This is a genomic window from Streptomyces polygonati, from assembly GCF_042650325.1.
GTDB classification, from domain to species: domain Bacteria; phylum Actinomycetota; class Actinomycetes; order Streptomycetales; family Streptomycetaceae; genus Actinacidiphila; species Actinacidiphila polygonati.
This window is the reverse complement of record NZ_JBHSBB010000005.1, coordinates 200,825-224,776: the sequence shown is the minus strand read 5'-3', so window position 1 is coordinate 224,776 and position 23,952 is coordinate 200,825. Positions and strand designations below refer to the sequence as shown.

The 23,952-nt window shown below is 71.0% G+C and carries 19 protein-coding genes, 1 pseudogene and 1 riboswitch; of the genes and pseudogenes, 14 read left to right on the top strand and 6 right to left on the bottom strand.

Annotated features, from left to right (window positions below):
• Nucleotides 1-61: 61 nt before the first annotated feature.
• From casA to cas2e, 7 genes and pseudogenes are all read left to right on the top strand, one after another.
• On the top strand, nucleotides 62-1,687 hold the full coding sequence (gene casA, locus ACFO3J_RS04545) for a type I-E CRISPR-associated protein Cse1/CasA (protein ID WP_386426325.1): 1,626 nt from the start codon (nucleotides 62-64) through the stop codon (nucleotides 1,685-1,687).
• Between the two features lie 110 nt (nucleotides 1,688-1,797).
• Nucleotides 1,798-2,571 carry a type I-E CRISPR-associated protein Cse2/CasB gene (gene casB / locus ACFO3J_RS04540; protein ID WP_386426323.1) on the top strand — a complete coding sequence of 258 codons (774 nt, stop codon included), beginning with the start codon at nucleotides 1,798-1,800 and terminating at the stop codon, nucleotides 2,569-2,571.
• A 148-nt stretch (nucleotides 2,572-2,719) separates the two neighbouring features.
• Nucleotides 2,720-3,916 (top strand): type I-E CRISPR-associated protein Cas7/Cse4/CasC, encoded by a 1,197-nt coding sequence (gene cas7e, locus ACFO3J_RS04535; RefSeq protein WP_386426321.1) that lies wholly within the window; start codon nucleotides 2,720-2,722, stop codon nucleotides 3,914-3,916.
• A complete protein-coding gene (gene cas5e / locus ACFO3J_RS04530) occupies nucleotides 3,913-4,752 on the top strand; it encodes a type I-E CRISPR-associated protein Cas5/CasD (RefSeq protein ID WP_386426320.1) in 840 nt (279 codons plus the stop codon). Before cas7e ends, cas5e begins: the two co-directional genes overlap by 4 nt.
• Nucleotides 4,749-5,537, top strand: coding sequence for a type I-E CRISPR-associated protein Cas6/Cse3/CasE (locus ACFO3J_RS04525; RefSeq protein ID WP_386426319.1), 789 nt, complete (start codon nucleotides 4,749-4,751; stop codon nucleotides 5,535-5,537). The genes cas5e and ACFO3J_RS04525 overlap by 4 nt, the downstream gene beginning before the upstream one ends.
• Nucleotides 5,538-5,613: 76 nt before the next feature.
• Nucleotides 5,614-6,519, top strand: a pseudogene (gene cas1e, locus ACFO3J_RS04520) (type I-E CRISPR-associated endonuclease Cas1e); the annotation flags it as partial.
• A gap of 79 nt (nucleotides 6,520-6,598) precedes the next feature.
• Nucleotides 6,599-6,946, top strand: a complete 348-nt coding sequence (gene cas2e / locus ACFO3J_RS04515; RefSeq protein ID WP_386426317.1) for a type I-E CRISPR-associated endoribonuclease Cas2e — start codon at nucleotides 6,599-6,601, stop codon at nucleotides 6,944-6,946.
• An 833-nt stretch (nucleotides 6,947-7,779) separates the two neighbouring features.
• On the opposite strand, the gene ACFO3J_RS04510 is transcribed toward cas2e, so the two are convergent.
• From ACFO3J_RS04510 to gcvT, 4 genes are all read right to left on the bottom strand, one after another.
• Nucleotides 7,780-9,165, bottom strand: coding sequence for an L-serine ammonia-lyase (locus tag ACFO3J_RS04510; RefSeq protein ID WP_386426315.1), 1,386 nt, complete (start codon nucleotides 9,163-9,165; stop codon nucleotides 7,780-7,782).
• A 199-nt stretch (nucleotides 9,166-9,364) separates the two neighbouring features.
• Nucleotides 9,365-10,639: a serine hydroxymethyltransferase gene (gene glyA, locus ACFO3J_RS04505; protein ID WP_386426313.1), complete on the bottom strand. Its 1,275-nt coding sequence runs from the start codon at nucleotides 10,637-10,639 to the stop codon at nucleotides 9,365-9,367.
• A 35-nt stretch (nucleotides 10,640-10,674) separates the two neighbouring features.
• Complete coding sequence (gcvH, locus tag ACFO3J_RS04500; protein ID WP_386426312.1) at nucleotides 10,675-11,055, bottom strand: glycine cleavage system protein GcvH; 381 nt, start codon at nucleotides 11,053-11,055, stop codon at nucleotides 10,675-10,677.
• Nucleotides 11,056-11,255: 200 nt separating this feature from the next.
• Nucleotides 11,256-12,410, bottom strand: a complete 1,155-nt coding sequence (gene gcvT, locus ACFO3J_RS04495) for a glycine cleavage system aminomethyltransferase GcvT (RefSeq protein ID WP_386426310.1) — start codon at nucleotides 12,408-12,410, stop codon at nucleotides 11,256-11,258.
• A 181-nt stretch (nucleotides 12,411-12,591) separates the two neighbouring features.
• A riboswitch (glycine riboswitch) is annotated at nucleotides 12,592-12,686 on the bottom strand.
• Between the two features lie 142 nt (nucleotides 12,687-12,828).
• Between gcvT and ACFO3J_RS04490 the strand changes: the two genes are divergently transcribed.
• Nucleotides 12,829-13,572 carry an enhanced serine sensitivity protein SseB gene (locus tag ACFO3J_RS04490; protein WP_386426309.1) on the top strand — a complete coding sequence of 248 codons (744 nt, stop codon included), beginning with the start codon at nucleotides 12,829-12,831 and terminating at the stop codon, nucleotides 13,570-13,572.
• A gap of 191 nt (nucleotides 13,573-13,763) precedes the next feature.
• Complete coding sequence (locus tag ACFO3J_RS04485; RefSeq protein WP_386426307.1) at nucleotides 13,764-14,573, top strand: enhanced serine sensitivity protein SseB C-terminal domain-containing protein; 810 nt, start codon at nucleotides 13,764-13,766, stop codon at nucleotides 14,571-14,573.
• A 56-nt stretch (nucleotides 14,574-14,629) separates the two neighbouring features.
• On the opposite strand, the gene ACFO3J_RS04480 is transcribed toward ACFO3J_RS04485, so the two are convergent.
• Complete coding sequence (locus ACFO3J_RS04480) at nucleotides 14,630-16,153, bottom strand: DUF885 family protein (protein WP_386426305.1); 1,524 nt, start codon at nucleotides 16,151-16,153, stop codon at nucleotides 14,630-14,632.
• A gap of 230 nt (nucleotides 16,154-16,383) precedes the next feature.
• On the opposite strand from ACFO3J_RS04480, the gene ACFO3J_RS04475 reads away from it, so the two are divergent.
• The 5 genes from ACFO3J_RS04475 (at nucleotide 16,384) to ACFO3J_RS04455 (ending at nucleotide 22,660) form a co-directional block, all read left to right on the top strand.
• Nucleotides 16,384-17,379 (top strand): ABC transporter permease, encoded by a 996-nt coding sequence (locus ACFO3J_RS04475; protein ID WP_386426303.1) that lies wholly within the window; start codon nucleotides 16,384-16,386, stop codon nucleotides 17,377-17,379.
• Between the two features lie 148 nt (nucleotides 17,380-17,527).
• On the top strand, nucleotides 17,528-19,291 hold the full coding sequence (locus ACFO3J_RS04470; protein ID WP_386426302.1) for an ABC transporter substrate-binding protein: 1,764 nt from the start codon (nucleotides 17,528-17,530) through the stop codon (nucleotides 19,289-19,291).
• Nucleotides 19,292-19,392: 101 nt separating this feature from the next.
• Nucleotides 19,393-20,394 (top strand): ABC transporter permease, encoded by a 1,002-nt coding sequence (locus ACFO3J_RS04465; protein WP_386426604.1) that lies wholly within the window; start codon nucleotides 19,393-19,395, stop codon nucleotides 20,392-20,394.
• Nucleotides 20,395-20,408: 14 nt separating this feature from the next.
• Nucleotides 20,409-21,497, top strand: a complete 1,089-nt coding sequence (locus ACFO3J_RS04460; RefSeq protein WP_386426300.1) for an ABC transporter ATP-binding protein — start codon at nucleotides 20,409-20,411, stop codon at nucleotides 21,495-21,497.
• A 17-nt stretch (nucleotides 21,498-21,514) separates the two neighbouring features.
• Nucleotides 21,515-22,660, top strand: a complete 1,146-nt coding sequence (locus ACFO3J_RS04455; RefSeq protein ID WP_386426299.1) for an ABC transporter ATP-binding protein — start codon at nucleotides 21,515-21,517, stop codon at nucleotides 22,658-22,660.
• A gap of 109 nt (nucleotides 22,661-22,769) precedes the next feature.
• On the opposite strand, the gene ACFO3J_RS04450 is transcribed toward ACFO3J_RS04455, so the two are convergent.
• Entirely contained in the window at nucleotides 22,770-23,936 is a 1,167-nt protein-coding gene (locus ACFO3J_RS04450; RefSeq protein ID WP_386426297.1) for a cysteine desulfurase family protein, read from the bottom strand.
• Nucleotides 23,937-23,952: the final 16 nt, after the last annotated feature.

Sequence of the window (23,952 nt, the reverse complement as noted above, 5' to 3'; positions counted from 1 at the left end):
AGTATGCGGCAGCTCATCGATGCACCTTCCCGCCTGATGCGACAACCGGAGTGACCCGCTCGTGTCCATCGAACTTCCTTGTGTCCAGGTCGAGTCCGCCCCGTCGGCCGCTGACCTCTACGACCTCCTAACTGAGCCGTTTGTTTCTGTCTCGCCGATGCCCGGCGCCGATGGACCCGGTTTCCGCACGGTGGGCCTCCGGGAGCTGTTCCTGGAGGCCCACCGGATCGGTGGTCTCGCCGTGGCGCTGCCGCCGGCTGCTTCCGGTTTGTTGAGGGTGCTGTACGCGATCGCCGCGCGGATCACAGGTCTGGACGAGGCGGAGGACGTCGGGGAGTGGTCGGATCGCCGGTACAACCTGCTCGACGGTGAGGGGCGGTTCGATCCGGAGACGGTGGAAGGGTATTTCGTCCGCTATTCCGACCGGTTCCGGTTGTTCGACGTCGAGCGGCCCTGGATGCAGGACCCGAGGCTGCTCGGCGAGTGTCCGACGGGTTCAGGTGTGAACAAGCTGGTCATGGCCCGCCCCGCGGGTAACAACCAGGTCTTCTTCGGGCATTTCACTGATAGTGAGCAGGTGCCACTACCGCCGGCCGATGCGGTGCTGCACCTGCTGGCGCAGCTCTACTACGGGCCTTCCGGCCAGTGCACACCGCGGACCGTGAACGGCCAGCGGTTCGGTAACGCCTACGCAGGTCCGCTGCGAAAGGTGCTCTCCTACCATCCGGTGGGCCGCTCGCTGTTCGAGACACTGCTGCTGGGGCTTCCGTATCCGAACCGCTGGACGGGGGAACGGGGCGCCGCAGCGGACGCGTGCCCGTGGGAGCGTGATGAACTGCCCGACCCGCTCGCGGTGCCGGCGGCTCCGGCGGGGCCGCTGTCGGCCCTGACCGAGCAGTACCGGCACGCGGTCCTTCTCACTCCCGCAGCCGGGGGCCGCAGCGTGGTAGACGCCCACATCACCTGGGCGCTGCGCGTCAACCGGCCCCCACACGAGGACCCGTACCTGCTCTGGGACGAGGGCAAGGACCTCGTCAAGCGGCCCCGAGAAGCCGACGCGGACCGGGCGCTGTGGCGGGACCTGGATGCGCTGGTCACCGAGAGCCGTGGAAACTCCGGGCATCGGCCCTACGTGCTGAGCGACCTGACGAGTGATCTGCCGCAGGATGTGGAGGACTCGGTGCGGGTGCAGTCCCTGGGGTTCGACCAGGACGGCCAGACCCGCGACCGTACGTACTTCACCGGTTCCACGCCGCCGCTGTTCGCCTTGCTCCGGCCTTCGGACGACCCGGCGGACCACGCGCTCAGGAACGGGCTCCAGGAGGGCCGCGACGCGGCGGAGAAGGCGGCCGGCCGGCTGGAGTACGCGTTGCAGACGGCGTGGCGTGCCTATACCACCCCGTTCGAAAAGGAACGTCCCGGTGGTACTGCCAAGGACCGGCGCAAGCGCGGCGGACCCTGGCCGGCGCTCGCGGCTGCCGCGTACTGGCCTGCTGCCGAGCAGCAGTTCTGGCAGTCGCTGGCCGAAGGCGACTTCACCGGCAGCATCCAGGCGTTCGGGCGGATCGCGTTGCAGGAGTACGACGCGGCGACCGCGCCGATCGCCGCGACCCCGCGCGGGTCCAAGGCCCGTGAGGAGGCCCGAGGCCTGGTGAGAAGCCTGCTGCGCGTCCCCGACTGCCCCTGAACTCCGGGTGGCCGGCAGGCCCGAGGCTGTACAGCCGAGCAGTCCGGCGGCGGTCACCTGTGTATGCACCCGGCCAAAGCATCCCCACCACCACACCGACGGCGGATCCGATGAGCGTGACGACCCACTCCCCGACCAGTGCCCAGGCCGATCCCCAGGCCGCTAAGCCGACCGAAGGAACCCTCACCGGACAGCAGCCCCCTCCCCGGGATTTCGAGCTAGTCAGGTACGACGAGTTCGCCGACCGCGTACGCAAACTGTGCCAGGAGTCGGCCGGGGTGCAGTCCGCGCTGCGGGCCGGGCTGGGCAAGCCGGTGACCGAGGTTCCGGCCCGTATGCACGCGGCCCTGCTGCGGCCGGGGCTGATCCACGAAAACCCCGACCAGCCAGGCTATCCGGACAAGGAACGGGCGTACTACGCGGTCGCCGCGCTGATTGCCGCCCGCCCCCGGGCCCAGCGCATTGCCGAGACCCCGCACGCTCCGGAGTCCGGCGCGGAGGCAGACACTCCGGGGGCCGCACCGGGACCTGCTGTGGACGCGGCCGGTTCGGCGTTCCACCCACGCGGCACCAGCCTCGGCGAGAGTTTCGCGGACGCTGTCGGCCGCCGCAGTCCCGACGACCTCAAGTCGGGTGCGGCTGAATCACGGCTGCACCTGCTGGTGCGCCAGGACCTGGACGGCGTCCACCGGATGCTGCCCGGCGTGTTCCGGTGGCTGGGCTCGTCCGGCGTCACCCCGGACTACGCCTGCCTGCTGCGCGACCTCACCGCCTGGCATTACCGGCGGGACACCGTCACGACCCGCTGGCTCCAGGCGTTCTACCGGTCGCTGCGCCGCCAGGAAGCGGCAGTCGAGCAGCGCCCCGCAGCCCCAAGCACGTAGCACCCCGCCATCAACGAGCCGGCCGGAGTTCTTCCGTGCCGCCCTGGTCCCAGGCCCCGTGCCCCCGCCCGTGTTCACCACACACCGGTGACCCAGGGCACGCCGGCACCAATGCCCCTTTCCCGTTCCCGTCAGAAAGATCTCCGCGATGCCCACCGCACCCGCCGCCACCCCGGCACCCCGCTTCTTGGACTTGCATGTCCTGCAGACCCTGCCATACAGCAACGTCAACCGCGATGACCTCGGTTCGCCCAAGTCGCTGACCTTCGGAGGCACCACCCGTACCCGGGTCTCCAGCCAGGCGTGGAAGCGCCCGGTGCGCCTGGCGGTGGAGGAGGCCATCGGTGACAAGGCGCTGCGCACCCGGCGGCTGCCCGAGCAGGTCTTCCGGGAGCTGGTGGGGCGGGGCTGGCCGGAGGATCTGGCGACGCTGGCCGGCGCTCAGGTCATCCGCTCGGCGGAGACCAAGCTCGCTCTGGAGAAGGGCGAGCGCACCACCGCCTCGCTGCTGTTCCTTCCCGACAGTGCCGCAGTGGCCCTCGCCGACATCGCCGAGGAGCACCGCGAGGCGCTGGCCAAGGCCCTGGGCAAGGCCGCCGCGGCGAAACCACTGCTGCCCAAGGACGCGGTCCATGAAGTGCTGCGCTCGCGTAACGGGTCGATCGCGCTGTTCGGCCGGATGCTCGCGGAGATCCCCGGCGCGGGCGTGGACGGCGCGGTACAGGTGGCCCACGCGTTCACCACCCACGCCACCTCCGTACAGGCGGACTTCTTCACCGCCGTGGACGACGTCAACCAGTGGGCCGAGGACGCCGGCAGCGCCCACATGAACACCGGCGAGTTCAGCACCGGCGTGTTCTACCGCTACGCCACGTTGGACCTGCGCGACCTGGCCTCCAACGTCGCCTCCCTGACCGGCCCGCAGGGGACCGACCCGGGAACCTCGCGGGACATTGGCACGCTGCGGGAGCTGGCCACGGCCTTCGCAACTGCTTTCCTCGGCACGGTTCCCGGTGCGAAGAAGACATCCACCGCGCCGCACACCCATCCGGATCTGGTCCATGTCGCGGTACGGCCGGACCGGCCGCTGTCGCTGGCCGCGGCCTTCGAAGAGCCGGTCAGGGCCCGCGAGCACGGCTGGGGCCTGCCCTCGCGGCAGGCGCTGAGCGAGTACGCAGCCCGGATCAACAAGCTGCTGGGCACCATCGAACTCCCCTACGCAGCCCACGCCGGCCTCGACGAGAAGCCCCTGCCCGGGCTGGGCTCGGTGGCCAGCTCCTACCCCGAACTCATCGCCGGCGCGGTCGACGCCGCCTTCCCCGCGGTAAAGGCGGCCACCACGTGACCGGGTTCCTCCTTCACCTTGCCGCGCCCCTGCAGTCCTGGGGGGAGCACAGCGCCTTCACCCACCGCGACACCGCCAGCCATCCCACGCGTTCGGGACTGATCGGCCTGCTCGCCAGTGCGCTGGGCATCCCCCGCGCCGAGGCCGTCGCCGACGGGGAGGACCGCGAAGCGCTGTTCGCCCGGCTGACCCAGGCCCTCTTCACCGTGCGCGTGGACCGTCCCGGCACGGTCATGGGCGACTTCCACACCGTCGGCGGCGGCTACCCGCAGCACCTGACCGTTCCCACGGCTAAGGGCGCCCGCCGTGGTGCGGACGCCGCGACCATCGTCTCCACCCGCCACTACCTCAGCGACGCCGCGTTCACCGTCGCGGCCGACTTCACCGACGCCTCCCTGGCCCGGCGCTGCGCCGACGCCGTTGCCGCGCCCCGCTGGCCGCTCCACCTCGGCCGGCGCTCCTGCCCGCCCGGCGCACTGCTGTTGCTGGGTCGTGATCTGGCCGATCCGGCGGCAGAACTGCGCCGGGTCCCACTGGCCCGACGCCCCCTGTACGGCGCAGCAGAAGGCGCCACCGTGGACATCCGCTTCACCGCGGACCAGCCCTTCCCACCCGATACCCATGACACCGCTCGCCCTGCTCACCGGCCGTCGTCGGGCGTGGTGACCGAACTGAACGACGAGCCCGTCCGCCTGACCGCCCGCGACCGCGTATACCGCGCACGCCCCGCCCACAGCGCCACCTTCCCGCTGCCGGTAGAACTCTGCGCCGGCTACGGCACCGCCTACCTGGACGCCGTCGCCACCTACCTCCACCCACAAGGAGCCACGCCGTGACCGCCACCATCACCGACACCGGCACCGGGACAGCAACCGCCCCGAGACCGCCAGCAACTGCCGGCCCCGCGGCCGGCGAAGCATGGCTCACCCGGCTGCTGCTCAACGTCCGCAGCCGCGCCGTCCACCGCGACCTGCGCAACCTCGCCGAACTGCACCGCACCGTCATGAAACTGCTCCCCGACGGCCTCGGTGACTCTCCCCGCTCCCGCGCTGGAGTCCTCTTCCGCCTGGAAGCCGACAGCGCGGGCGCCCCCGTCCTCCTCGTCCAGACCCGCCTGCCCCCCTCGGCAGACCGGCTCCCCGATGGCTACGCCCGCGTCGACGTCCGCTCCATGGACGCCCTGCTCACCGCCCTGCGCCCGGGACTCCTGGTCCGCTACCGGATCGCCGCCAACGCCGTACGCCGCTGTGGCCCCAACAGCACCGCCGGCCACTGGAAACAGGCCATCCCCCTGCGCGGGCCCGACGCCGACCAGTGGTGGACCGACCGCGCCACCGCCGCCGGCCTCGCCCCGCGCACCCTGCTGTCCCGCTCCACTGAGACCGCCACCACCTGGCACACCCCCGCCCCCTCACCCGAGGCGCCCACCGCCCCGGGCGCTGCCGCACCCGCCGCGAGCCGGCCGGGACGGCGCATCGACCGGGCCGTGACCCTCTTCGAAGGAACCGCCGCCGTCACCGACCCCGACGCCCTGCGCTCAGCGCTCCTGAGCGGCATCGGCCGCAGCAAGTCCTACGGCTGCGGACTGCTCAGCCTGGCCCCCGCGTCCCAGGGAGTGTGACGCGCCCGTGTCTCCCGCCCGCCCCGCCCACACCCCGACCTCCGCCCGGCGCCGAGTCGCCTCGCCCACCCTGGCCATGCTCCCCCGTGTCGGCGACTCCCTGTCCTTCCTCTATGCCGACATCGTCCGCATCGTCCAGGACGACACCGGAGTCTGCGCCGAGACCACCAGCGACGACGGCGACATCACCCGCGTCTACCTGCCCACCGCCTCACTCAGCTGCGTCCTGCTCGGCCCCGGCACCTCCATCACGCAGCCTGCCCTGGCCACCTTCGCCCGCCACGGCACCACCGTGGTTGCCACCGGCTCCGGCGGCGTGCGCTGCTACTCCGGCACCGTCCCCGCCTCTCTGACCACCCGCTGGCTCGAACACCAGGTCCACCAGTGGAGCGACCCCGAACGCCGCCTCGCCGTCGCCCGCCAGATGTACACCTCCCGTTTCAACATCACCGTCCCGGCAGCCACCACCCTGGAACAACTGCGCGGCATGGAGGGCCAGCGCATGAAAGCCCTGTACAAACTCCTCGCCCAGCAGCACCGCATCGGCCGCTTCCGCCGCGCCTACGACCCCGACTCCTGGGACACCCAGGACCCCGTCAACCTCGCCCTGTCCTCCGCCAGCACCTGCCTGTACGGAATCGTTCACGCAGCCCTCGTCGCCCTCGGCTGCTCACCTGCCCTCGGCTTCGTCCACCAGGGCACCCAACTCGCCTTCGTCTACGACATCGCCGACCTCTACAAAGCAGAACTCACCGTCCCCCTCGCCTTCTCCCTGCACGACACCCCCGACCCCGAAGCCGCCGCCCGCCGCAGCTTCCGCACTCAGCTGCGCCTGTATAAACTCCTGCCCCGCATCGTCGCCGACGTCCAGACCCTCCTGGCTCCCGGCGAAACCGAACCCACCGCCGACGGTCACGCCGTCGACATGGTCGACCTCTGGGACCCCGTAGCCGGTTCCGTACTGGCAGGCGTCAACTACGCCCCCCCAGGAGCAGCCCGATGGGACCTGACCCGAGCGCCCCCGCCACAGCGTCCGGCCCCACGAGGAAGAGCGAACGCGCGTGCCGACCATGACCGTGCTCGCCACCACAGCCGTGCCCGACCACGTCCGCGGCGCACTCACCCGCTGGATGATCGAACCCGCCCCCGGCCTGTATGTCGGCACCCTCTCAGCCCGCGTCCGCGACGAACTCTGGTCCGTCGTCAGCGCCTCCATCGGCCCCGGCGCAGCCGTACTCCTCCACCCCGAAGCCAACGAACAGGGCTTCACCCTCCACACCGCCGGAGAACGCCGCCGTATCCCCATCGACTTCGACGGCCTCACCCTCGTCGCCTTCCGCCCCCAGGACGAAGACCCACCAAACCCACCTGCGACCACACCCACCAACCCACCCCCCGACCCCGACTGACCACCGCCGACCCCTCACCCTCCACAGAACCCAGAGACACACCGCTCACATCAAGGAACGGCGTTGGCGCGGGCCTCGTGCGGACCACCCCCGCTCGCGCGGGCAGAACTGGCGTCGACCCTTGGCCCAGAAGCAGTACGGCGGATCACCCCCTCTCGCGCGGGGAGAACCGGGACTGCCGCATGCTCGGCCGGCTCCGGGTCGGACCACCCCCGCTCGCGCGGGGAGAACCACTCCGGCGGTGGGGCTGAAAGTCGGCTATGGCCGAGATTCTGGGCGGCCTGCCGGTATGCTCGGCAAGACCTTCTGAGAGGAGTGTTGTCCAGTTTCGACAACGGCCTCGTTGCGGGCTTCCGAGGCGAATACTGCCAGGCTAGTAGGCCTGCGGTGAGCCGCCAGGCGTTGCGCTCAGAGCCTCGCCGGTGGACAGACGCCTTTGGACGGTGCAGCACGGGGCGATACAACTCAACCTGCTGCACCTGTTCTGATCAGGCAGAACGTCACCAGCCAGCAAGGTGCGGCACCACGCAACACGATCACTCTCGGTCTTGTAAAGCGTTGGTCTCGGGTTCGGTCCAGGATAGGTGCGGACAGACTGGAACTGGTTTCGACGTGCCGGCCAGCACCTCCTACGGCCGCTCCGCAATCCCGTCGTGATCTCCCTCCAGCAAGCTCGGGAGGCCATTGGGCGACGAACTTCGTCGTGCGTGCCAGGGACTTTTCAGGGACTTTCCGCTCTGTCGGAGGGACTTCCGGGGGACATTCCGCCGTACAAGCACGGAAGGCTCCGACAGAGCGGAAAGACGGGAAACCCCAGGTCAGGGCCTACCGCGTCAGCACTCGATGACGTTCACCGCGAGCCCGCCCCGGGCCGTCTCCTTGTATTTGACCTTCATGTCGGCGCCGGTCTCCTTCATCGTCTTGATGACCTTGTCGAGGGAGACATGGTGGCGGCCGTCGCCGCGCATGGCCATGCGGGCGGCGGTGACGGCTTTGACGGCGGCCATGCCGTTGCGTTCGATGCAGGGGATCTGGACGAGGCCGCCGACGGGGTCGCAGGTGAGGCCGAGGTTGTGTTCCATGCCGATCTCGGCGGCGTTCTCGACCTGTTCGGGGGTGCCGCCCAGGATCTCGGCCAGGCCGCCGGCGGCCATGGAGCAGGCGGAGCCGACCTCGCCCTGGCAGCCGACCTCGGCGCCGGAGATGGAGGCGTTCTCCTTGAAGAGCATGCCGATGGCGCCGGCCGCCAGGAGGTAGCGGACCACGGCGTCGTCCTGGTCGGCCTGGGGCATCCGGGGGTCGGCGACGAAGTCGAGGTAGTAGTGGAGGACGGCCGGGATGATGCCGGCCGCGCCGTTGGTGGGGGCGGTGACGACCCGGCCGCCGGCCGCGTTCTCCTCGTTGACGGCCATGGCGTAGAGGGTCACCCACTCCATGGCGTGCACCGCGGGGTCGCCCTCGGCGCGCAGCTGGCGGGCCGACTGGGCCGCGCGGCGGCGGACCTTGAGGCCGCCGGGGAGGATGCCCTCGCGGGCCATGCCCCGCTGGACGCAGTCCCGCATCACCTGCCAGATCTCCAGCAGCCCGGCCCTGACGGCCTCCTCCGTACGCCAGGCCTTCTCGTTCTCCAGCATCAGCGCGGAGATGGACAGGCCCGTCTCGCGGGCCAGCCGCAGCAGTTGGTCGCCGCTGCGGAAGGGGTGCCGCAGCACCGTGTCGTCCAGCTTGATCCGGTCCTGGCCGACCGCCTCCTCGTCCACCACGAAGCCGCCGCCGACCGAGTAGTACGTCTTCGCCAGCAGCGTCCCGCCGTCCGCGTCGAACGCGGAGAAGGTCATGCCGTTGGCGTGGTACGGCAGCGAGCGGCGCCGGTGCAGGACGAGATCGGTGTCCGGGTCGAAGGCGATCTCGTGGGCGCCGAGCAGATGCAGCCGGTTGGCGGCGCGGACCGCGGCCACCTCGTCGTCGGCGGTCTCCACGTCGACCGTGCGCGGGGAGTGGCCGGACAGGCCGAGCAGCACGGCCTTCGGGGTGCCGTGGCCGTGGCCGGTCGCGCCGAGCGAGCCGAAGAGTTCCGCGCGCACGGCGGCGGTGTGGCTGAGCAGTCCCTCGTTCTTCAGGCGGTGCGCGAAGATGCCGGCCGCCCGCATCGGGCCGACGGTGTGCGAGCTGGACGGGCCGATGCCGATCGAGAAGAGGTCGAAGACGGAGATGGCCACGGGGTGTCCTTTTCTCGGGGGAGGGTGCCCCCCTGGGGGTGGTGCCGGGGTAGTGGCCGGGTGGTGGCGAGGTGGCGAGATGGTGAGGTGGCGGCGCCGGGGCGCGGCCGGCGGGCGGGGGCACCGGATCGCGGTGCCCCGCCCGCTTCGAACGTAGCCGATCGGCGGCCTCAGACCCTCGCGGGGCCGAAGCTGCCGCTCACAGCCCCGAGCCGGGAAGGCCCGGGTACAGCGGGTGCTTCGCGGCCAGCGTGGCGACCCGTTCGCGCAGCGCCGTCGCGTCGTAGGCCGGCTTCAGCGTCTCGGCGATGATGTCGGCGACCTCGTGGAAGTCCTCCGCCTCGAAGCCGCGGGTGGCCAGCGCCGGGGTGCCGATCCGCAGGCCCGAGGTGACCATCGGGGGCCGGGGGTCGTTCGGGATGGCGTTGCGGTTGACGGTGATGCCGACCTCGTGGAGACGGTCCTCGGCCTGCCGGCCGTCCAGCTCCGATTTGCGGAGGTCGACCAGCACCAGGTGGACATCGGTGCCGCCGGACAGCACCGCCACGCCCTCCGCGGCCAGATCGGGCCGGGTCAGCCGCCCGGCGAGGATCTTCGCGCCTTCGAGGGTACGGACCTGGCGGTCCTTGAACTCGTCGGTCGCCGCGGCCTTGAAGGCCACCGCCTTGGCCGCGATGACATGCTCCAGCGGACCGCCCTGCTGGCCGGGGAAGACCGCGGAGTTGATCTTCTTCGCCAGTTCGGCGGTGGACAGGATCACCCCGCCGCGCGGGCCGCCGAGGGTCTTGTGCGTCGTGGTGGTGACCACATCCGCGTACGGCACGGGCGAGGGGTGCAGCCCGGCCGCGACCAGCCCGGCGAAGTGGGCCATGTCCACCATCAGATAGGCGCCCACCTCGTCGGCGATCCGCCGGAACGCGGCGAAGTCCAGCTGCCGCGAGTACGCCGACCAGCCGGCGATGATCAGCTGCGGCCGGTGCTCCTTGGCGAGCTGCTCGACCTCGGCCATGTCGACCAGGCCGCTCTCGTCGTCCACGTGGTAGGCGGCGACCTTGTACAGCTTGCCGGAGAAGTTGATCTTCATACCGTGGGTCAGATGGCCGCCGTGCGCCAGATCCAGGCCCAGGATGGTGTCACCGGGCTTGATCAGGGCGAACATCGCCGCCGCGTTCGCCTGCGCGCCCGAGTGCGGCTGCACGTTCGCGGCCTCGGCGCCGAACAGCGCCTTCACCCGGTCGATGGCGAGCTGCTCGACCACGTCGACGTGCTCGCAGCCGCCGTAGTAGCGGCGGCCGGGGTAGCCCTCGGCGTATTTGTTGGTCAGCACCGAGCCCTGGGCCTCGAGGACCGCCACCGGAGCGAAGTTCTCCGAGGCGATCATCTCCAGGGTGGACTGCTGGCGGTGCAGCTCGGCGTCGATCGCGGCGGCGACGTCGGGGTCGAACTCGTGCAGGGACTGGTTCAGCAGGGACATGGGAACTCCTGATCGGGAGCGGAGGCGGGGTCGGCTCAGCCGGCGGCGAACGCGGCGTACTCGTCGGCGGACAGCAGATCGTCCGCCTCCCCGGACACCCGCACCTTGAACAGCCAGCCGCCCTCGTACGGAGCGGAGTTGACCAGGGACGGGTCGTCCACCGCGTCCTGGTTGGTCTCGGTGACCTCGCCGGAGACCGGCGAGTACAGGTCGCTGACCGACTTGGTGGACTCCAGCTCGCCGCAGCTCTCGCCGGCGGTGACGGTGGCGCCGACGTCGGGGAGCTGGACGAACACCACGTCGCCGAGGGCGTCGGCGGCGTGCGAGGTGATCCCCACGGTGGACACCCCGTCGGCGGGGGCGGAGACCCACTCGTGCTCTTTGCTGTAACGCAGCTGCTCAGGATTGATGCTCATGACGGAATTCTCCCGGATGGGTCGGGGTGCTCGCGCAGGGCACGCGGCGATTCGGCGGACGGTCGGCAGGTGGTCGGCAGATGATCGGAAGGTACGCGGAGCCGGGACGCGCGGGGCAGCGCGAACAACACGGACAACGCGAACAAGGGGGCCAAGGGGGCCAAGGCGGACAAGCCGCCCCGGCGCCACAAGCGGCGGGCTCAGCGCTCCCGCCGGTAGAAGGGCAGCGCCACGACCCGGTGCGGCTCCCGCACCCCGCGGATGTCCACCGCCACCCCGGCCGTACCGGGCGCCGCGTGCGACGCGTCCACGTAGGCCATCGCGATCGGCGCCCCGAGCGTGGGCGAGGGCGCCCCGGAGGTCACCTCGCCGATCACCGCGCCCGCGCCGTCCGTCACCGGGAAGCCGGCCCGCGGCACCCGGCGGCCCTCGGCGATCAGCCCGACCAGTGTGCGCGGCGGTGTGGCGGCGGCCTTCTCGGCGGCGGCGGCCAGCGCGTCCCGGCCGACGAAACCACCGGGCTTATCGAACTTCACCACTCGGCCGAGCCCGGCGTCGAACGGGGTGACCGCCGCGGTCAGCTCGTGCCCGTACAGCGGCATCCCGGCCTCCAGCCGCAGCGTGTCCCGGCAGGACAGCCCGCACGGTACGAGGCCGGCCGCCGCCCCCGCCTCGGTCAGCGCCCGCCACAGCGGCTCGGCGTCGGCCGGCGCCACGAACAGCTCGAAGCCGTCCTCGCCGGTGTAGCCGGTCCGCGCGATCAGCGCGTCCACCCCGGCGACCGTGCCGGGCAGTCCGGCGTAGTACTTCAGCCCGTCCAGGTCGGCGTCGGTGAGCGACTTCAGGATGCCGGGCGCCTGCGGACCCTGGACGGCCAGCAGCGCGTACGCGTCCCGGTCGTCGCGGACCGACGCCTCGAAACCGGCCGCGCGCTCGGTCACCGCGTCCAGCACGGTCTGCGCGTTGGAGGCGTTGGCGACGATCAGGTACTCCCGCTCGGCCAGCCGGTAGACGATCAGGTCGTCCAGGATGCCGCCGTCGGGCGCGCAGATCATGGTGTAGCGGGCCCGGCCCACCGCCAGCGCCGACAGATGGCCGACCAGCGCGTGGTCGAGCGCCTGGCCGGCCTGCGGCCCGGTCACGGTGATCTCGCCCATGTGCGACAGGTCGAACAGCCCGGCCCGGGTGCGTACCGCCCGGTGCTCCTCGCGCTCGCTGGCGTAGCGCAGCGGCATGTCCCAGCCCGCGAAATCGGTCATGGTGGCGCCCAGGCCGCGGTGCACGGCGTCCAGCGCGGTGCGGCGCGGGGCGTGCGGCTCTTGGGGCTCGCGGGGTTCGCTGATCGGAACGCTCATCGGAAAAGGGCTCCCAGACGGATCGAGGGTGGCATGGCCAAGCGGTGAACCTGGCCTCCCCATCTGTCATCGGAACCTGAGAGGTTCACCGTGACCCGCGCGGAGCCACGGCTTGCACCGTGGGTGGGACCGGCCCCGTCCCACCGCTGTGCGGCGGGGCCCGTCCACTTTTCAGATCTGCCTCGCCCGCGCGGTATCTGTGCCTGAGAGATTCAAGGGAGGACTTGCTCCTTCGGCGCCCGCCCCACCGGGGCGGAACTCTCCCGCGCGGCCTCGAACGGCCGGTATGCAAGTTGTGCGGCCCATCATTGCACGGCCGCGCGTGGCATGCCCGGGACCCCGGCAGCCGCTAGGGTTTCCGGGCAGCGGGACACTGGCACATCGCAGGACAGCGGCACATGGGCGGACAAGGGTGGACATGGAGAATCCGGCACCGTACATATGGCCGGCCAACGAGCTGGAAGAGGTGCTCACCGCGAGCCTGGGCAACCCCTCGGCCACGCCCCGGCTGCTGGAAGTGCTGAGCCGCTCCAAGGTGTGGGTGCCGCTGCCGAACGGCGGTCACCCGGACGTACCCGGCTTCGACCTGCCGACCATGGAGCTGGACGGCTCCCCCTATGTGCCGGTCTTCAGCTCCGAGCAGCAGTTCCGGCAGGCCGCCGAGGGCATGCCGTGCACGGTCGCGCCGGTGCACGAGTTCGCCCGCGGGCTGCCCCCGCTGGTCGGGATCGCGGTGAATCCCGGCGGCGCCGTCGGGGTGCCGCTGCCGCCGGCCGCGGTGGCCGAGCTGTGCCGTCCGGAGCGCGGCGGCCCCGGCGAGCCGCGCTCGGGCGCCCGGGTGCGGCTGTGGGAACCGGCCCCCCACGAAGAGCCGGTGGACTTCCTGGCCGCGGCCGCCGCCGAGTTCGCGGTCACCCCGGTGCTGCTCACCGCCCGCCGGGCGCTGGCCTCGGTGGAGGAGGCCGCGCCGCAGCTGTTCGTCGGGGTGGAGCTGGACCGCTGGCAGGAGCCGGACCGGGGCGCGGCGATGGACGCCCTCGGCCGGGCGCTGGGCGCGGTCCCGCTCCCGTGGCAGGTGCAGCTCATCCTGCTGGACGTGGCCCAGGACCCGGTGGGCGACTGGATGCTGGAGGCGGTACGGCCGTTCTTCGCCCGCGACTGACCCGCCGCCCGGGAGTCGCGCACGGTCGCTGGTCGACTACGTATACGCCGTGTATACGCCGCATTTAGACGGCCCGGCTTGAGTCGGTCAGCGTGCCGGCGGGAACACTCGACCTGATTTGATGGAATACAGGGCGTGCGGCGCGGCGGCGCGCGCCGTAGGAAACCGACAGTGGAACGACCGACGACCGGATGAACGGAACACCGAACCAGGGGAAGGGGCGGTCCCACGTGATCGCGGGCGCGCAAGGCGGCGCGGCGCCGGCCGGACATGTGGAGCAGATGCTGCTCCAAGTGGCCCCCGGCCGGTTCGACGCTTACGAGAAGCTGCTCGGATCGCTCGCCGGCGGCCAGGTGTGGATGCTGCTGTGGCACGGCTCGTCCGGCGCGCCCGACGCCCAGTACGGCAGCATGGAGATCGGCGGCCACGGCTACGCGCCCTGCTGCACCTCGCCGCGCGAACTGGCCCTCAGCGGCTGGTCCCGCGAGCACGAGGTGGTCTCCGGGCGGGACATCGCGCTCACCCTCTACCCCGACCGCTGCGGCCTGTGGCTCAATCCGCACGCGGCCGACGGCGGTGTCGGCGTCCCCTGGCCGGACCTGAGACGGATCGCGGTCGGCCTGGACCTGCTGCCGGCCGGCCCGCTGCAGATCAGCGAACCCACCTTGCAGATCCCGCAGTTCTACGCCCTGCTGGCCCAAGTCGCCCACCGCACCCCGGTGGTGCGGGCGCTGCGGCGCGCCTGGGTCCAGCCGGCCCTGGGCGAGCCCTATCTCGCGGTCGGCGTCGAGGTCTACGACTCCTCGCCGCAGGCGGTCGAATCCGTCCGGCTGATGATGCAGCAGGCGCTGACCGGCGTCCCGGACGGACTGGCGGTCTCCACGGTGGCGATGGCCGACGCGTACGACCCGGTGGGCATGTGGATGCGCGCCAACGGCCAGCCCTTCTTCGACCGCGAGGCCTACGGCGGCGGCGCCGCGTGGGGCCCCGGGCGGTACTGACCGGGGGCACGCGAGCGCCGTGAACGCCACGGGCGCCACCAGCCGGACCCGGCAGGCTACTTGTCCCGGCTGAAGATGTGCTCCAGCAGCCCCAGCGGCGGACTGCCCAGCGCCAGCAGCGACTTGTGGAAGCGCGGCAGCGAGAAGTCGTCGCCCCACTTGCGCCGCGCCCTGGCCCGCAGCCGCATGATCTCCAGCTTGCCCCAGGTGTAGCGGCCGTAGCCCGCGTCGAAGGTGCCGCGGCGGGCCTCGCTGGCCGCGCTGGCCCTGGCCAGATGGGCGTCGCGCATGAACAGCCGGGTGGCCTCCTCAAGATTCATCGCGCCGGTGTGCAGGCCGATCGCGCAGGTGAGCCGGGTGACCCGGACCAGGGCCTCCAGCGCCACCCCGATGGCGAAGCGCGGGTCGCCGGCCCGGAAGCCCTCTTCGAGGCAGACCTCTTCGACGTAGTGGGCCCAGCCCTCGGAGAAGGACAGGCTGTGCAGGGTGCGGCGGACCGGGCCGCGGGCGCGGCGCAGCGCCCGGCCGTGCGCGAAGTGGCCGGGGGCGACCTCGTGCACGGTGATCGACGGCAGGCTGGTCCGGCTGAAGACGGTCAGCCACTCCTCGCGCTCGGCGGCCGGCCAGTCCGGCTCCGGCGGGGTGACGTGGTACCAGGAGGGCGCGTCGGCCTCGCCGGGCGCCTCCCAGGACATCATCGCCATCGACCAGCGGCGCGAGGGCGGCGCCGGACCGACCAGGCAGTCCCCGTCGATGTAGGGCGCCAGCCCGTGCTCGCGGGTGAAGGCGATCACCTCCTCGGTGAGCCGGGCCGCCTCCGGGATCACGCCGTCCGCGTCCGGGTGGTCGGCGAGCAGCTCGGGGATCAGCTCGTCGACCGTCCGGCCCGGGTCGAGGGCGCGACAGGACTCGGTGAGCAGGTCGGTCAGCCGGTCGCGTTCCCTGGCGGCGTCCTCCGCCAGTGTCTCCAGGTCGACCCGCAGGCCCTCCTGGGTGCCCATCAGCGCGGCCAGCGCCTTGCCGCCGAGCCGGGGGTCGGGGTCGCCGTGCTCGGCGGCGTCCTCCAGGCGGGCCAGCAGCCGGGCGTGCGCGGCCAGCGCGGCCGCCTCGACCTGGCCCTGCTCCGGGTGGAGGTCGGCGGCCAGTCCGCGTACCGAGCCGAGCAGCGCCGCCGCCACCGGGGCGTTCACCCGGTCCAGCGAGGCCAGCGACGCGTCGATCGCCTCCGGCCAGCGGGCCAGATGCCTGCGGCGCGCCTTGGCCCGCTCCTTGCGCGGCGCGTACTCCCGGTCGTAGCACGCCAGTTCCAGGTTGGACAGATGCGGATACGGGTCGCGCCGGTGCAGTTCGAGGTCGCCGTACTGCGTGCGCAGCGACTTCTCGAAGACCCGCAGGTGCGCCTCGTCGTGCCCGTCGTCCAGCCGGCCGGCGGCGCGGCGGGCCCTGGCCACCTCCGCCACCGCCCGGCGCACCCCGTCCGGGGACAGATCCTGGACCTTGCCGTCGTATTCGTGCAGGCCCGCCATTTCCCGGGCCTGAGGCATGATCAGGTCGTACACCGCGCGCAGCCGCTCGTTCACCGGACGACCGTACCGCGAGGTACGCGTCGGTAACGGTCGATGAATCTCCAGATCACAGTTGCGCATCCCTTCCCTGTCAGGTCTGGCGGGTGATCACCGGGGCACAGAAGAATCCACCGGCAGAAGGCGCTTTGACGTTTCATTGAGCTGTCAACGCGGTTCGGATCAGAAAGCCGCTACAGCGGCAGGCGCGCGCCGGTCACCCGCCGGCGAGAGGGGTCAGCTGCACCATGACCGCACCGATTGGGACCACTCCTGGACCGGCGGAGGCACAGGCCGAAGCCATCCTCCAGGGTGCCGGGCGGAAGATCGAGGGACGTTCACCCGGTCGCATCGCCTGGACACGACTCAAGCGCGACAAGATCGCGCTGACGGGCGGTCTGGTCGTCATACTCCTGGTGCTAATGGCGGTTTTCGCACCAATTATCGTACATTTCCTGGGTCATGACCCGAACGAGTTCCACGAGAATCTGCTCGATCCCGATCTGGGCACGCCCAAGGGCTCGTTCGGCGGTATGAATCAGCACTTCCTGCTCGGCGTGGAGCCGGTGAACGGGCGTGACGTCTTCAGCCGGATCGTCTACGGCTCCCGGATCTCGCTGCTGGTCGCCTTCCTCGCCGCGATGGTCTCGGTGGTGCTGGGCAGTCTGCTCGGCGCGCTGGCCGGCTTCCTCGGCGGCTGGATCGACGCCGCCATCAGCCGGGTGATGGACCTTCTGCTGGCTTTCCCGCAGCTGCTGTTCACCATCGCGCTGGTCTCCGTGGTGCCGGACAAGCTGTGGGGCCTGACCGGCTCCGGGGTGCGGATGGGCGTCCTCATCGTGGTCATCGGCTTCTTCGGCTGGCCGTACATCGGCCGGATCGTGCGCGGTCAGACGATCTCGCTGCGCGAGCGGGAGTTCGTCGACGCGGCCCGCAGCCTGGGCGCCGGCCGGGGCTACATCCTGATCCGCGAGCTGCTGCCGAACCTGGCCGCCCCGATCCTGGTCTACACGACCCTGATCATCCCCTCGAACATCCTCCAGGAAGCGGCCCTCAGCTTCCTGGGCGCCGGCGTCAAGCCGCCCACCCCGTCCTGGGGCAAGATGCTCTCCGACGCCGTCTCCACCTACCAGGCGGACCCGACCTACATGGTCGCCCCCGGTCTGGCGATCTTCATCACCGTGCTGGCCTTCAACCTGTTCGGCGACGGGCTGCGCGACGCGCTCGACCCGAAGGGGTCCTGACCCCTCCGCAGGTCCCGGCCGAACGGCCGGCCGGACCTCGTCACCATGTCCAGCAGTGCTCATGTCCAGCAGCGTTACCGAACAGCGATACGAACGACGTGGTCCCACCATCGGGGGCCCGGACACCCAACACGGAGGTTGCAGCACAGTGAACCGCAAGGGTAAAGCACTCGGAGCCCTGGCCGCGGTCGCGGGCCTGGCGCTCACGGCGGCGTGCGGCGGAGGGGGCTCCGGCGGCAGCGACGGCAAGTCCAAGAGCCTTGGTTACAACGCCGCCACCACCGACAAGGTTCTCAACGCGTCGGCCAAGAAGGGCGGCACCCTCAACCTCTGGTCGCCGCAGGACGTCGACTTCCTCGACCCCGCGCGCGCCTACTACGGGTTCGTCTGGGACATGCAGCGGCTGTACGTCCGCCAGCTGCTCGCCTACGACTCCAAGCCGGGCCCCGCGGGCAACAACATCGTGCCCGACCTGGCCGCGGCGATGCCCACGGTCACCAACGGCGGCAAGACGTACACCTTCCACCTGCGCCCCGGCACCAAGTTCGAGGACGGCAGCGCGATCACGTCCAAGGACGTCAAGTACGGCATCGAGCGGGTCTTCGCCCAGGACGTGCTGTCCGGCGGACCGGTCTACCTCATCAACCTGCTGGACGAGGGCCAGAAGTACCCGGGCCCGTACAAGGACACCGACCCGAACAAGCTGGGCCTGAAGTCCGTGCTCACCCCGGACGACAGCACCATCGTGTTCAACCTCAAGGCGCCCAACTCGGACTTCCCCTACCTGCTGGCGATGCCCGACAGCTCCCCGGTGCCGGCCAAGCTGGACACGGGCGCGAAGTACACCAACCACCCGGTGGCCACCGGCCCGTACAAGGTGCAGTCCTTCACGCCGGGCAAGGGCGCGGTCTTCGTCCGCAACACGGCCTGGGACCCGAAGACGGACCCGATCCGCACCGGGCTGCCGGACAAGGTCACCTTCACCGTGACCTCCAACCCGGACGACATGGACTCGCGTCTGCTGTCCGGTGACATCGACTACGACATCTCGGGCACCGGCGTCCAGCAGGCCGCCAAGATCAAGATCCTGAGCAACCCGAAGCTGAAGGCCAACGCGGACGACCCGTACACCGGCTACATCCGCTACTTCGCCTTCCCGACCTCGGTGAAGCCGTTCGACAACGTCAACTGCCGCAAGGCGGTCATCTACGCGGCCGACCCGAAGTCCCTGCAGACCGCCCGCGGCGGCCCGACCAGCGGTGACATCGGCACCAACATGCTGCCGCCCGGCATCGCCGGCTCGGACAAGACCTTCGACCCGTACGGTCTGGCGGCCGGTCAGCCGCAGGTGGACAAGGCCAAGGCGGCGCTCGCCGCCTGCGGTCAGCCGAACGGCTTCTCCACCACCATCGCGGTGCGCAACAACAAGGCCGCCGAGGTCGCCACGGCGCAGTCGCTGCAGGCCGCGCTGGCCAAGGTCGGCATCAAGGCCAGCATCGACCAGTACGACGGCAGCCAGTCCTCCTCCGTCATCGGTTCGCCGACGAACGTGAAGAAGAAGGGCTACGGCATCATCGTCATGGGCTGGGGCCCGGACTTCAACACCGGTTCCGGCTTCCTGCAGGCCCTGGTCGACGGCCGTTACATCCTGCCCAGCGGAAACAACAACTTCTCGCTGATCAACGACCCGGAGATCAACGGCCTGTTCGACAAGGGTGCCGCGGCGGCGACGCCCGCGGAGGCCGCCGCCGACTACAAGCAGATCAACCAGCTGGTCATGGACAAGGCCCTCTACCTGCCGATCAACTTCGACAGGTCGCTGGTCTACGTCAACCCGCGGCTGACCAACGTGTTCCTGAGCGACGGTCAGGGCGGTCGCCTGGACCTCGCGCAGGTCGGCGTCGGCAACTGAATCGGGCAACAAGCCACTGTTAGCACGAAGGGCAGGTGAAGGCCGCTCTGGCGGCCGCGGTCCCCACAAGGGGCCGCGGCCGCCGGGCGCGGCCGAGGTCAGTGCTCGTCTACCTCATCCGACGGCTGGCGAACGTCGTCGTACTGCTGGTGGTGGTCTCCATGATCACCTTCGCCATCTTCTTCATGGTGCCGAAGATCACCGGCAGCGATCCGGCCCTGCTCTACGCGGGGCGGGCCACCAGTAAGGTCGCCATCGAGGGCATCCGCCACAAGTTGGGCCTCGACAAGTCGATAGCGGTCCAGTACTGGGACTTCGCCAAGGGCATCGTGGTCGGCCGCGACTACGACAACGGCACCGACATCACGCACTGTCCGGCACCCTGCTTCGGCTACTCGTTCAAGAACGAGCAGCCGGTCTGGCCGATGCTGGTCAGCCGGCTGCCGATCACCGCCTCCCTGGCGCTGGGCGCGTCGATCCTGTGGCTGGTCGGCGGTGTGGCCACCGGCGTGATCTCCGCGCTGCGCAGGCGCACCGTGCTGGACCGGGCGGCCATGATGACCGCCCTGGCCGGCGTCTCGCTGCCCATCTACTTCACCGGGCTGCTGGCCTCCGCGATCTTCGTCTACGCGCTCGGCTGGATCCCGGAGATCGGCTACGTCAACTTCACCGACAATCCACTGCTGTGGGCGCAGAACCTGCTCCTGCCCTGGATCACGCTGGCGTTCCTCTTCGCGGCCACCTACGCGCGGCTCACCCGGGCCACGATGCTGGAGATCCTCGGCGAGGACTACATCCGTACCGCCCGCGCCAAGGGACTGACGGAAGGCGTGGTCATCCGCAAGCACGCCCTGCGCTCCACCCTCACGCCGATCATCACGGTCTTCGGCCTCGACGTCGGGCAGCTGCTGGGCGGCGCGGTGCTCACCGAGAACGTGTTCGACCTGCACGGGCTCGGCAACGCCGCGGTCACCGCGATCAGCACCCAGGACCTGCCGGTGATCCTCGGAGTGACGATGTTCGCGGCCTTCTTCATCGTCATGGCCAACCTCATCGTCGACCTCCTCTACGCCGTCATCGACCCGCGCGTGAGGCTCACGTGAACGAGAGGCGACCCATGAATGCCGCCGACACCGAGCCGTACGGCGCGCCGGTGCTCAACAAGGGCGCGGCGCCCGGCGAGTTCCTGGCCGTACGCGACCTGAAGGTGCACTTCCCGACCGACGACGGGCTGGTGAAGTCGGTCGACGGACTGACCTTCAGCCTGGAGAAGGGCAAGACGCTCGGCATCGTCGGCGAGTCCGGCTCGGGGAAGTCCGTCACCTCGCTGGCCGTCATGGGCCTGCACCGTACCGGCCACACCCGCTCCAAGCCGCAGATCAGCGGCGAGATCTGGCTGGACGGCCAGGAGCTGGTCTCCTCGTCCCCGGAGGAGGTGCGGCGGCTGCGCGGCCAGAAGATGGCCATGATCTTCCAGGACCCGCTGTCGGCGATGCACCCCTATTACACGATCGGCAACCAGATCGTGGAGGCCTACCGGATCCACAACAAGGTCACCAAGCAGGCCGCCCGCAAGCACGCGATCGAGATGCTGGACCGGGTCGGCATCCCGCAGCCGGACAAGCGGGTGGACAACCACCCGCACCAGTTCTCCGGCGGTATGCGGCAGCGCGCGATGATCGCCATGGCGCTGATCAACAACCCCGAGCTGCTGATCGCCGACGAGCCGACCACCGCGCTCGACGTGACCGTGCAGGCGCAGATCCTGGACCTGATCCGCGATCTGCAGAAGGAGTTCGGCTCCGCGGTCATCATGATCACCCACGACCTGGGCGTGGTCGCCGAGGTCGCCGACGACCTGCTGGTGATGTACGCCGGGCGGGCCGCCGAACGCGGCAGCGCCGAGAAGGTGTTCACCGAGCCCCAGCACCCGTACACCTGGGGCCTGCTGGGTTCGATGCCGCGGATGGACCGGGACCGCACCGACCGGCTCAACCCGGTCAAGGGCACCCCGCCCAGCCTGATCAACGTGCCGAGCGGCTGCGCCTTCCACCCGCGCTGCCCCTACGCCGAGTTGAACGGCGGTTCCTCCGAGACGGTCGTCCCCGAACTGCGCGAGGTAGGCGCCGGGCATGTGATCGCCTGCCATCTGGCCGACACCGAGCGGGCCCGGATCTGGACCGAAGAGATTGAACCGAAGCTGTGAAGGGCCGGGACGAAGCCGTGGCGGACAACACCTCGCTGGACCAGAGCGCGCCCGGGTCCGCGGCGCCCGGACCGCAGTCGGCGCCGGCCGCCGAGCCGCACCAGTCGGTGCCCCGGCAGCCCTCGGGGGAGCCGCTGCTGAAGGTGCGCGGGCTGGTCAAGCACTTCCCGATCACCAAGGGGCTGCTGCGCCGGCAGGTCGGCGCCGTGCAGGCCGTGGACGGGCTGGACTTCGACGTCGCGGCCGGTGAGACGCTCGGCGTGGTCGGCGAGTCCGGCTGCGGCAAGTCCACCATGGGCCGGCTGATCACCCGGCTGCTGGAGCCGACCGGCGGGAAGATCGAGTTCGAGGGCCGGGACATCACCCACCTCGGCGTGGGCGCGATGCGGCCGATGCGGCGCGACGTCCAGATGATCTTCCAGGACCCGTACTCGTCGCTGAACCCCCGGCACACCATCGGCACCATCGTGGGCGCGCCCTTCAAGCTGCAGAAGGTCGAGACGGAGCACGGGGTGAAGCGGGAGGTCCAGGACCTCCTGGAGCTGGTCGGCCTCAACCCGGAGCACTACAACCGCTACCCGCACGAGTTCTCCGGCGGCCAGCGGCAGCGCATCGGCATCGCCCGGGCGCTGGCGCTCAAGCCGAAGCTGGTGGTCGCCGACGAGCCGGTCTCCGCGCTGGACGTGTCGATCCAGGCCCAGGTGGTCAACCTGCTGGACGACCTTCAGCAGGAACTGGGCCTCACCTATGTGATCATCGCGCACGACCTGTCCGTCATCCGCCATGTCTCGGACCGGATCGCGGTGATGTACCTCGGCAAGATCGTGGAGATCTCCGACCGCGAGTCGCTCTACAGCACGCCCTTCCACCCGTACACCACGGCGCTGCTGTCCGCGGTGCCGGTGCCGGACCCCAAGCGGCGCAAGGCGAATCTGGAGGGCGGCAAGGGCTCGGGCGGCCGCATCCTGCTGACGGGGGATGTGCCGTCGCCGGTCAACCCGCCCAGCGGCTGCCGCTTCCGCACCCGGTGCTGGAAGGCGACGGACGTGTGCGCGGCGGAGGAGCCGCCGCTGGTCGCGCTGGCCGCGGGGCACCAGGTCGCCTGCCACCACCCGGAGAACGCGGCGGACCGCGGCCCGGTGGAGCAGACCGCGCCGGTGTGATCGCGACCGTGTGATCGCGAGCACGGCGCGGGGGCGGACCGGTTGTACGGGTCCGCCCCCGCGTCATGTCCGGGCGCGTCCGGGCCGGGCGGGCGGCCGGCGCCCGCGCTCAGGTCTGGCCGGCGGCCCGGGCCCGGGTGACGGCGGGGCCGATCGCCTTGACGAGGTCGGCGACCTCCTGCTGCGTCGTGGTGTGCCCGAGGGAGAACCGCAGGGTGGCGCGGGCGCGGGTGGCCGGCTGACCCATCGCCAGCAGTACGTGGCTGGGCTGGGCCACCCCCGCGCTGCAGGCCGAACCGGTGGAGCAGGCGATGCCCTGCGCGTCGAGCAGCAGCAGCAGCGCGTCGCCCTCGCAGCCGGGGAAGGTGAAGTGCGCGTTGGCGGCCAGCCGGCCCTCGGGCGCCGGGTCGCCGTTGAGGATCGCGTCCGGCACCGCCGCCCGCACCCCGCGTACCAGAGCGTCGCGCAGCGCGCCCACTTCGCGTACGAAGTCCGGCCGCCGCGCCGCCGCGAGGGAGGCGGCGGTGGCGAAGGCGGCGATGGCCGGCACATCAAGGGTGCCGGAGCGGCTGCGCTCCTGATTACCGCCGTGCAGCAGCGGGACCGGGGTGTCCTCGCGCCGCAGCAGCAGCGCGCCCACCCCGTAGGGCCCACCGATCTTGTGCCCGGTGACGGTCATCGCGTCCAGACCGCTGGCCGCGAAGTCCAACTCGGCCTGGCCGAAGGCCTGTACCGCGTCGGAGTGCATCGGCACTCCGAACTCTGCGGCCACCTCGGCGAGTTCGTGGATCGGGAGCAGGGTGCCGACCTCGTTGTTCGCCCACATCACGGTGATCAGGGCCACGTCGTCCGGGTCGCGGGCGATGGCGGCGCGCAGGGTCTCCGGCCGGACCCGGCCGAGCGGGTCGACCTCCAGCCAGTCCACGACGGCGTGTTCGTGGTCGGCGAGCCAGTACACCGCGTCCAGCACGGCGTGGTGCTCGACCGGGCTGGCGAGGATACGGGTCCGGCGCGGGTCGGCCGCCCGGCGCGCCCAGAACAGGCCCTTGACCGCGAGGTTGTCGGACTCGGTGCCGCCGCCGGTGAAGACGACCTCGCTGGGGCGGGCGCCGAGCGCGGCGGCGAGCGCCTCTCTGGACTCCTCGACGGTACGCCGGGCCCGCCGGCCGGCGGCGTGCAGCGCGGAGGCGTTCCCGGTCACCGAGAGGTGGGCGGTCATCGCCTGGACCGCCTCCGGGAGCATCGGTGTGGTGGCGGCGTGGTCGAAGTAGGCCATGGTGCCCCGATTCTAC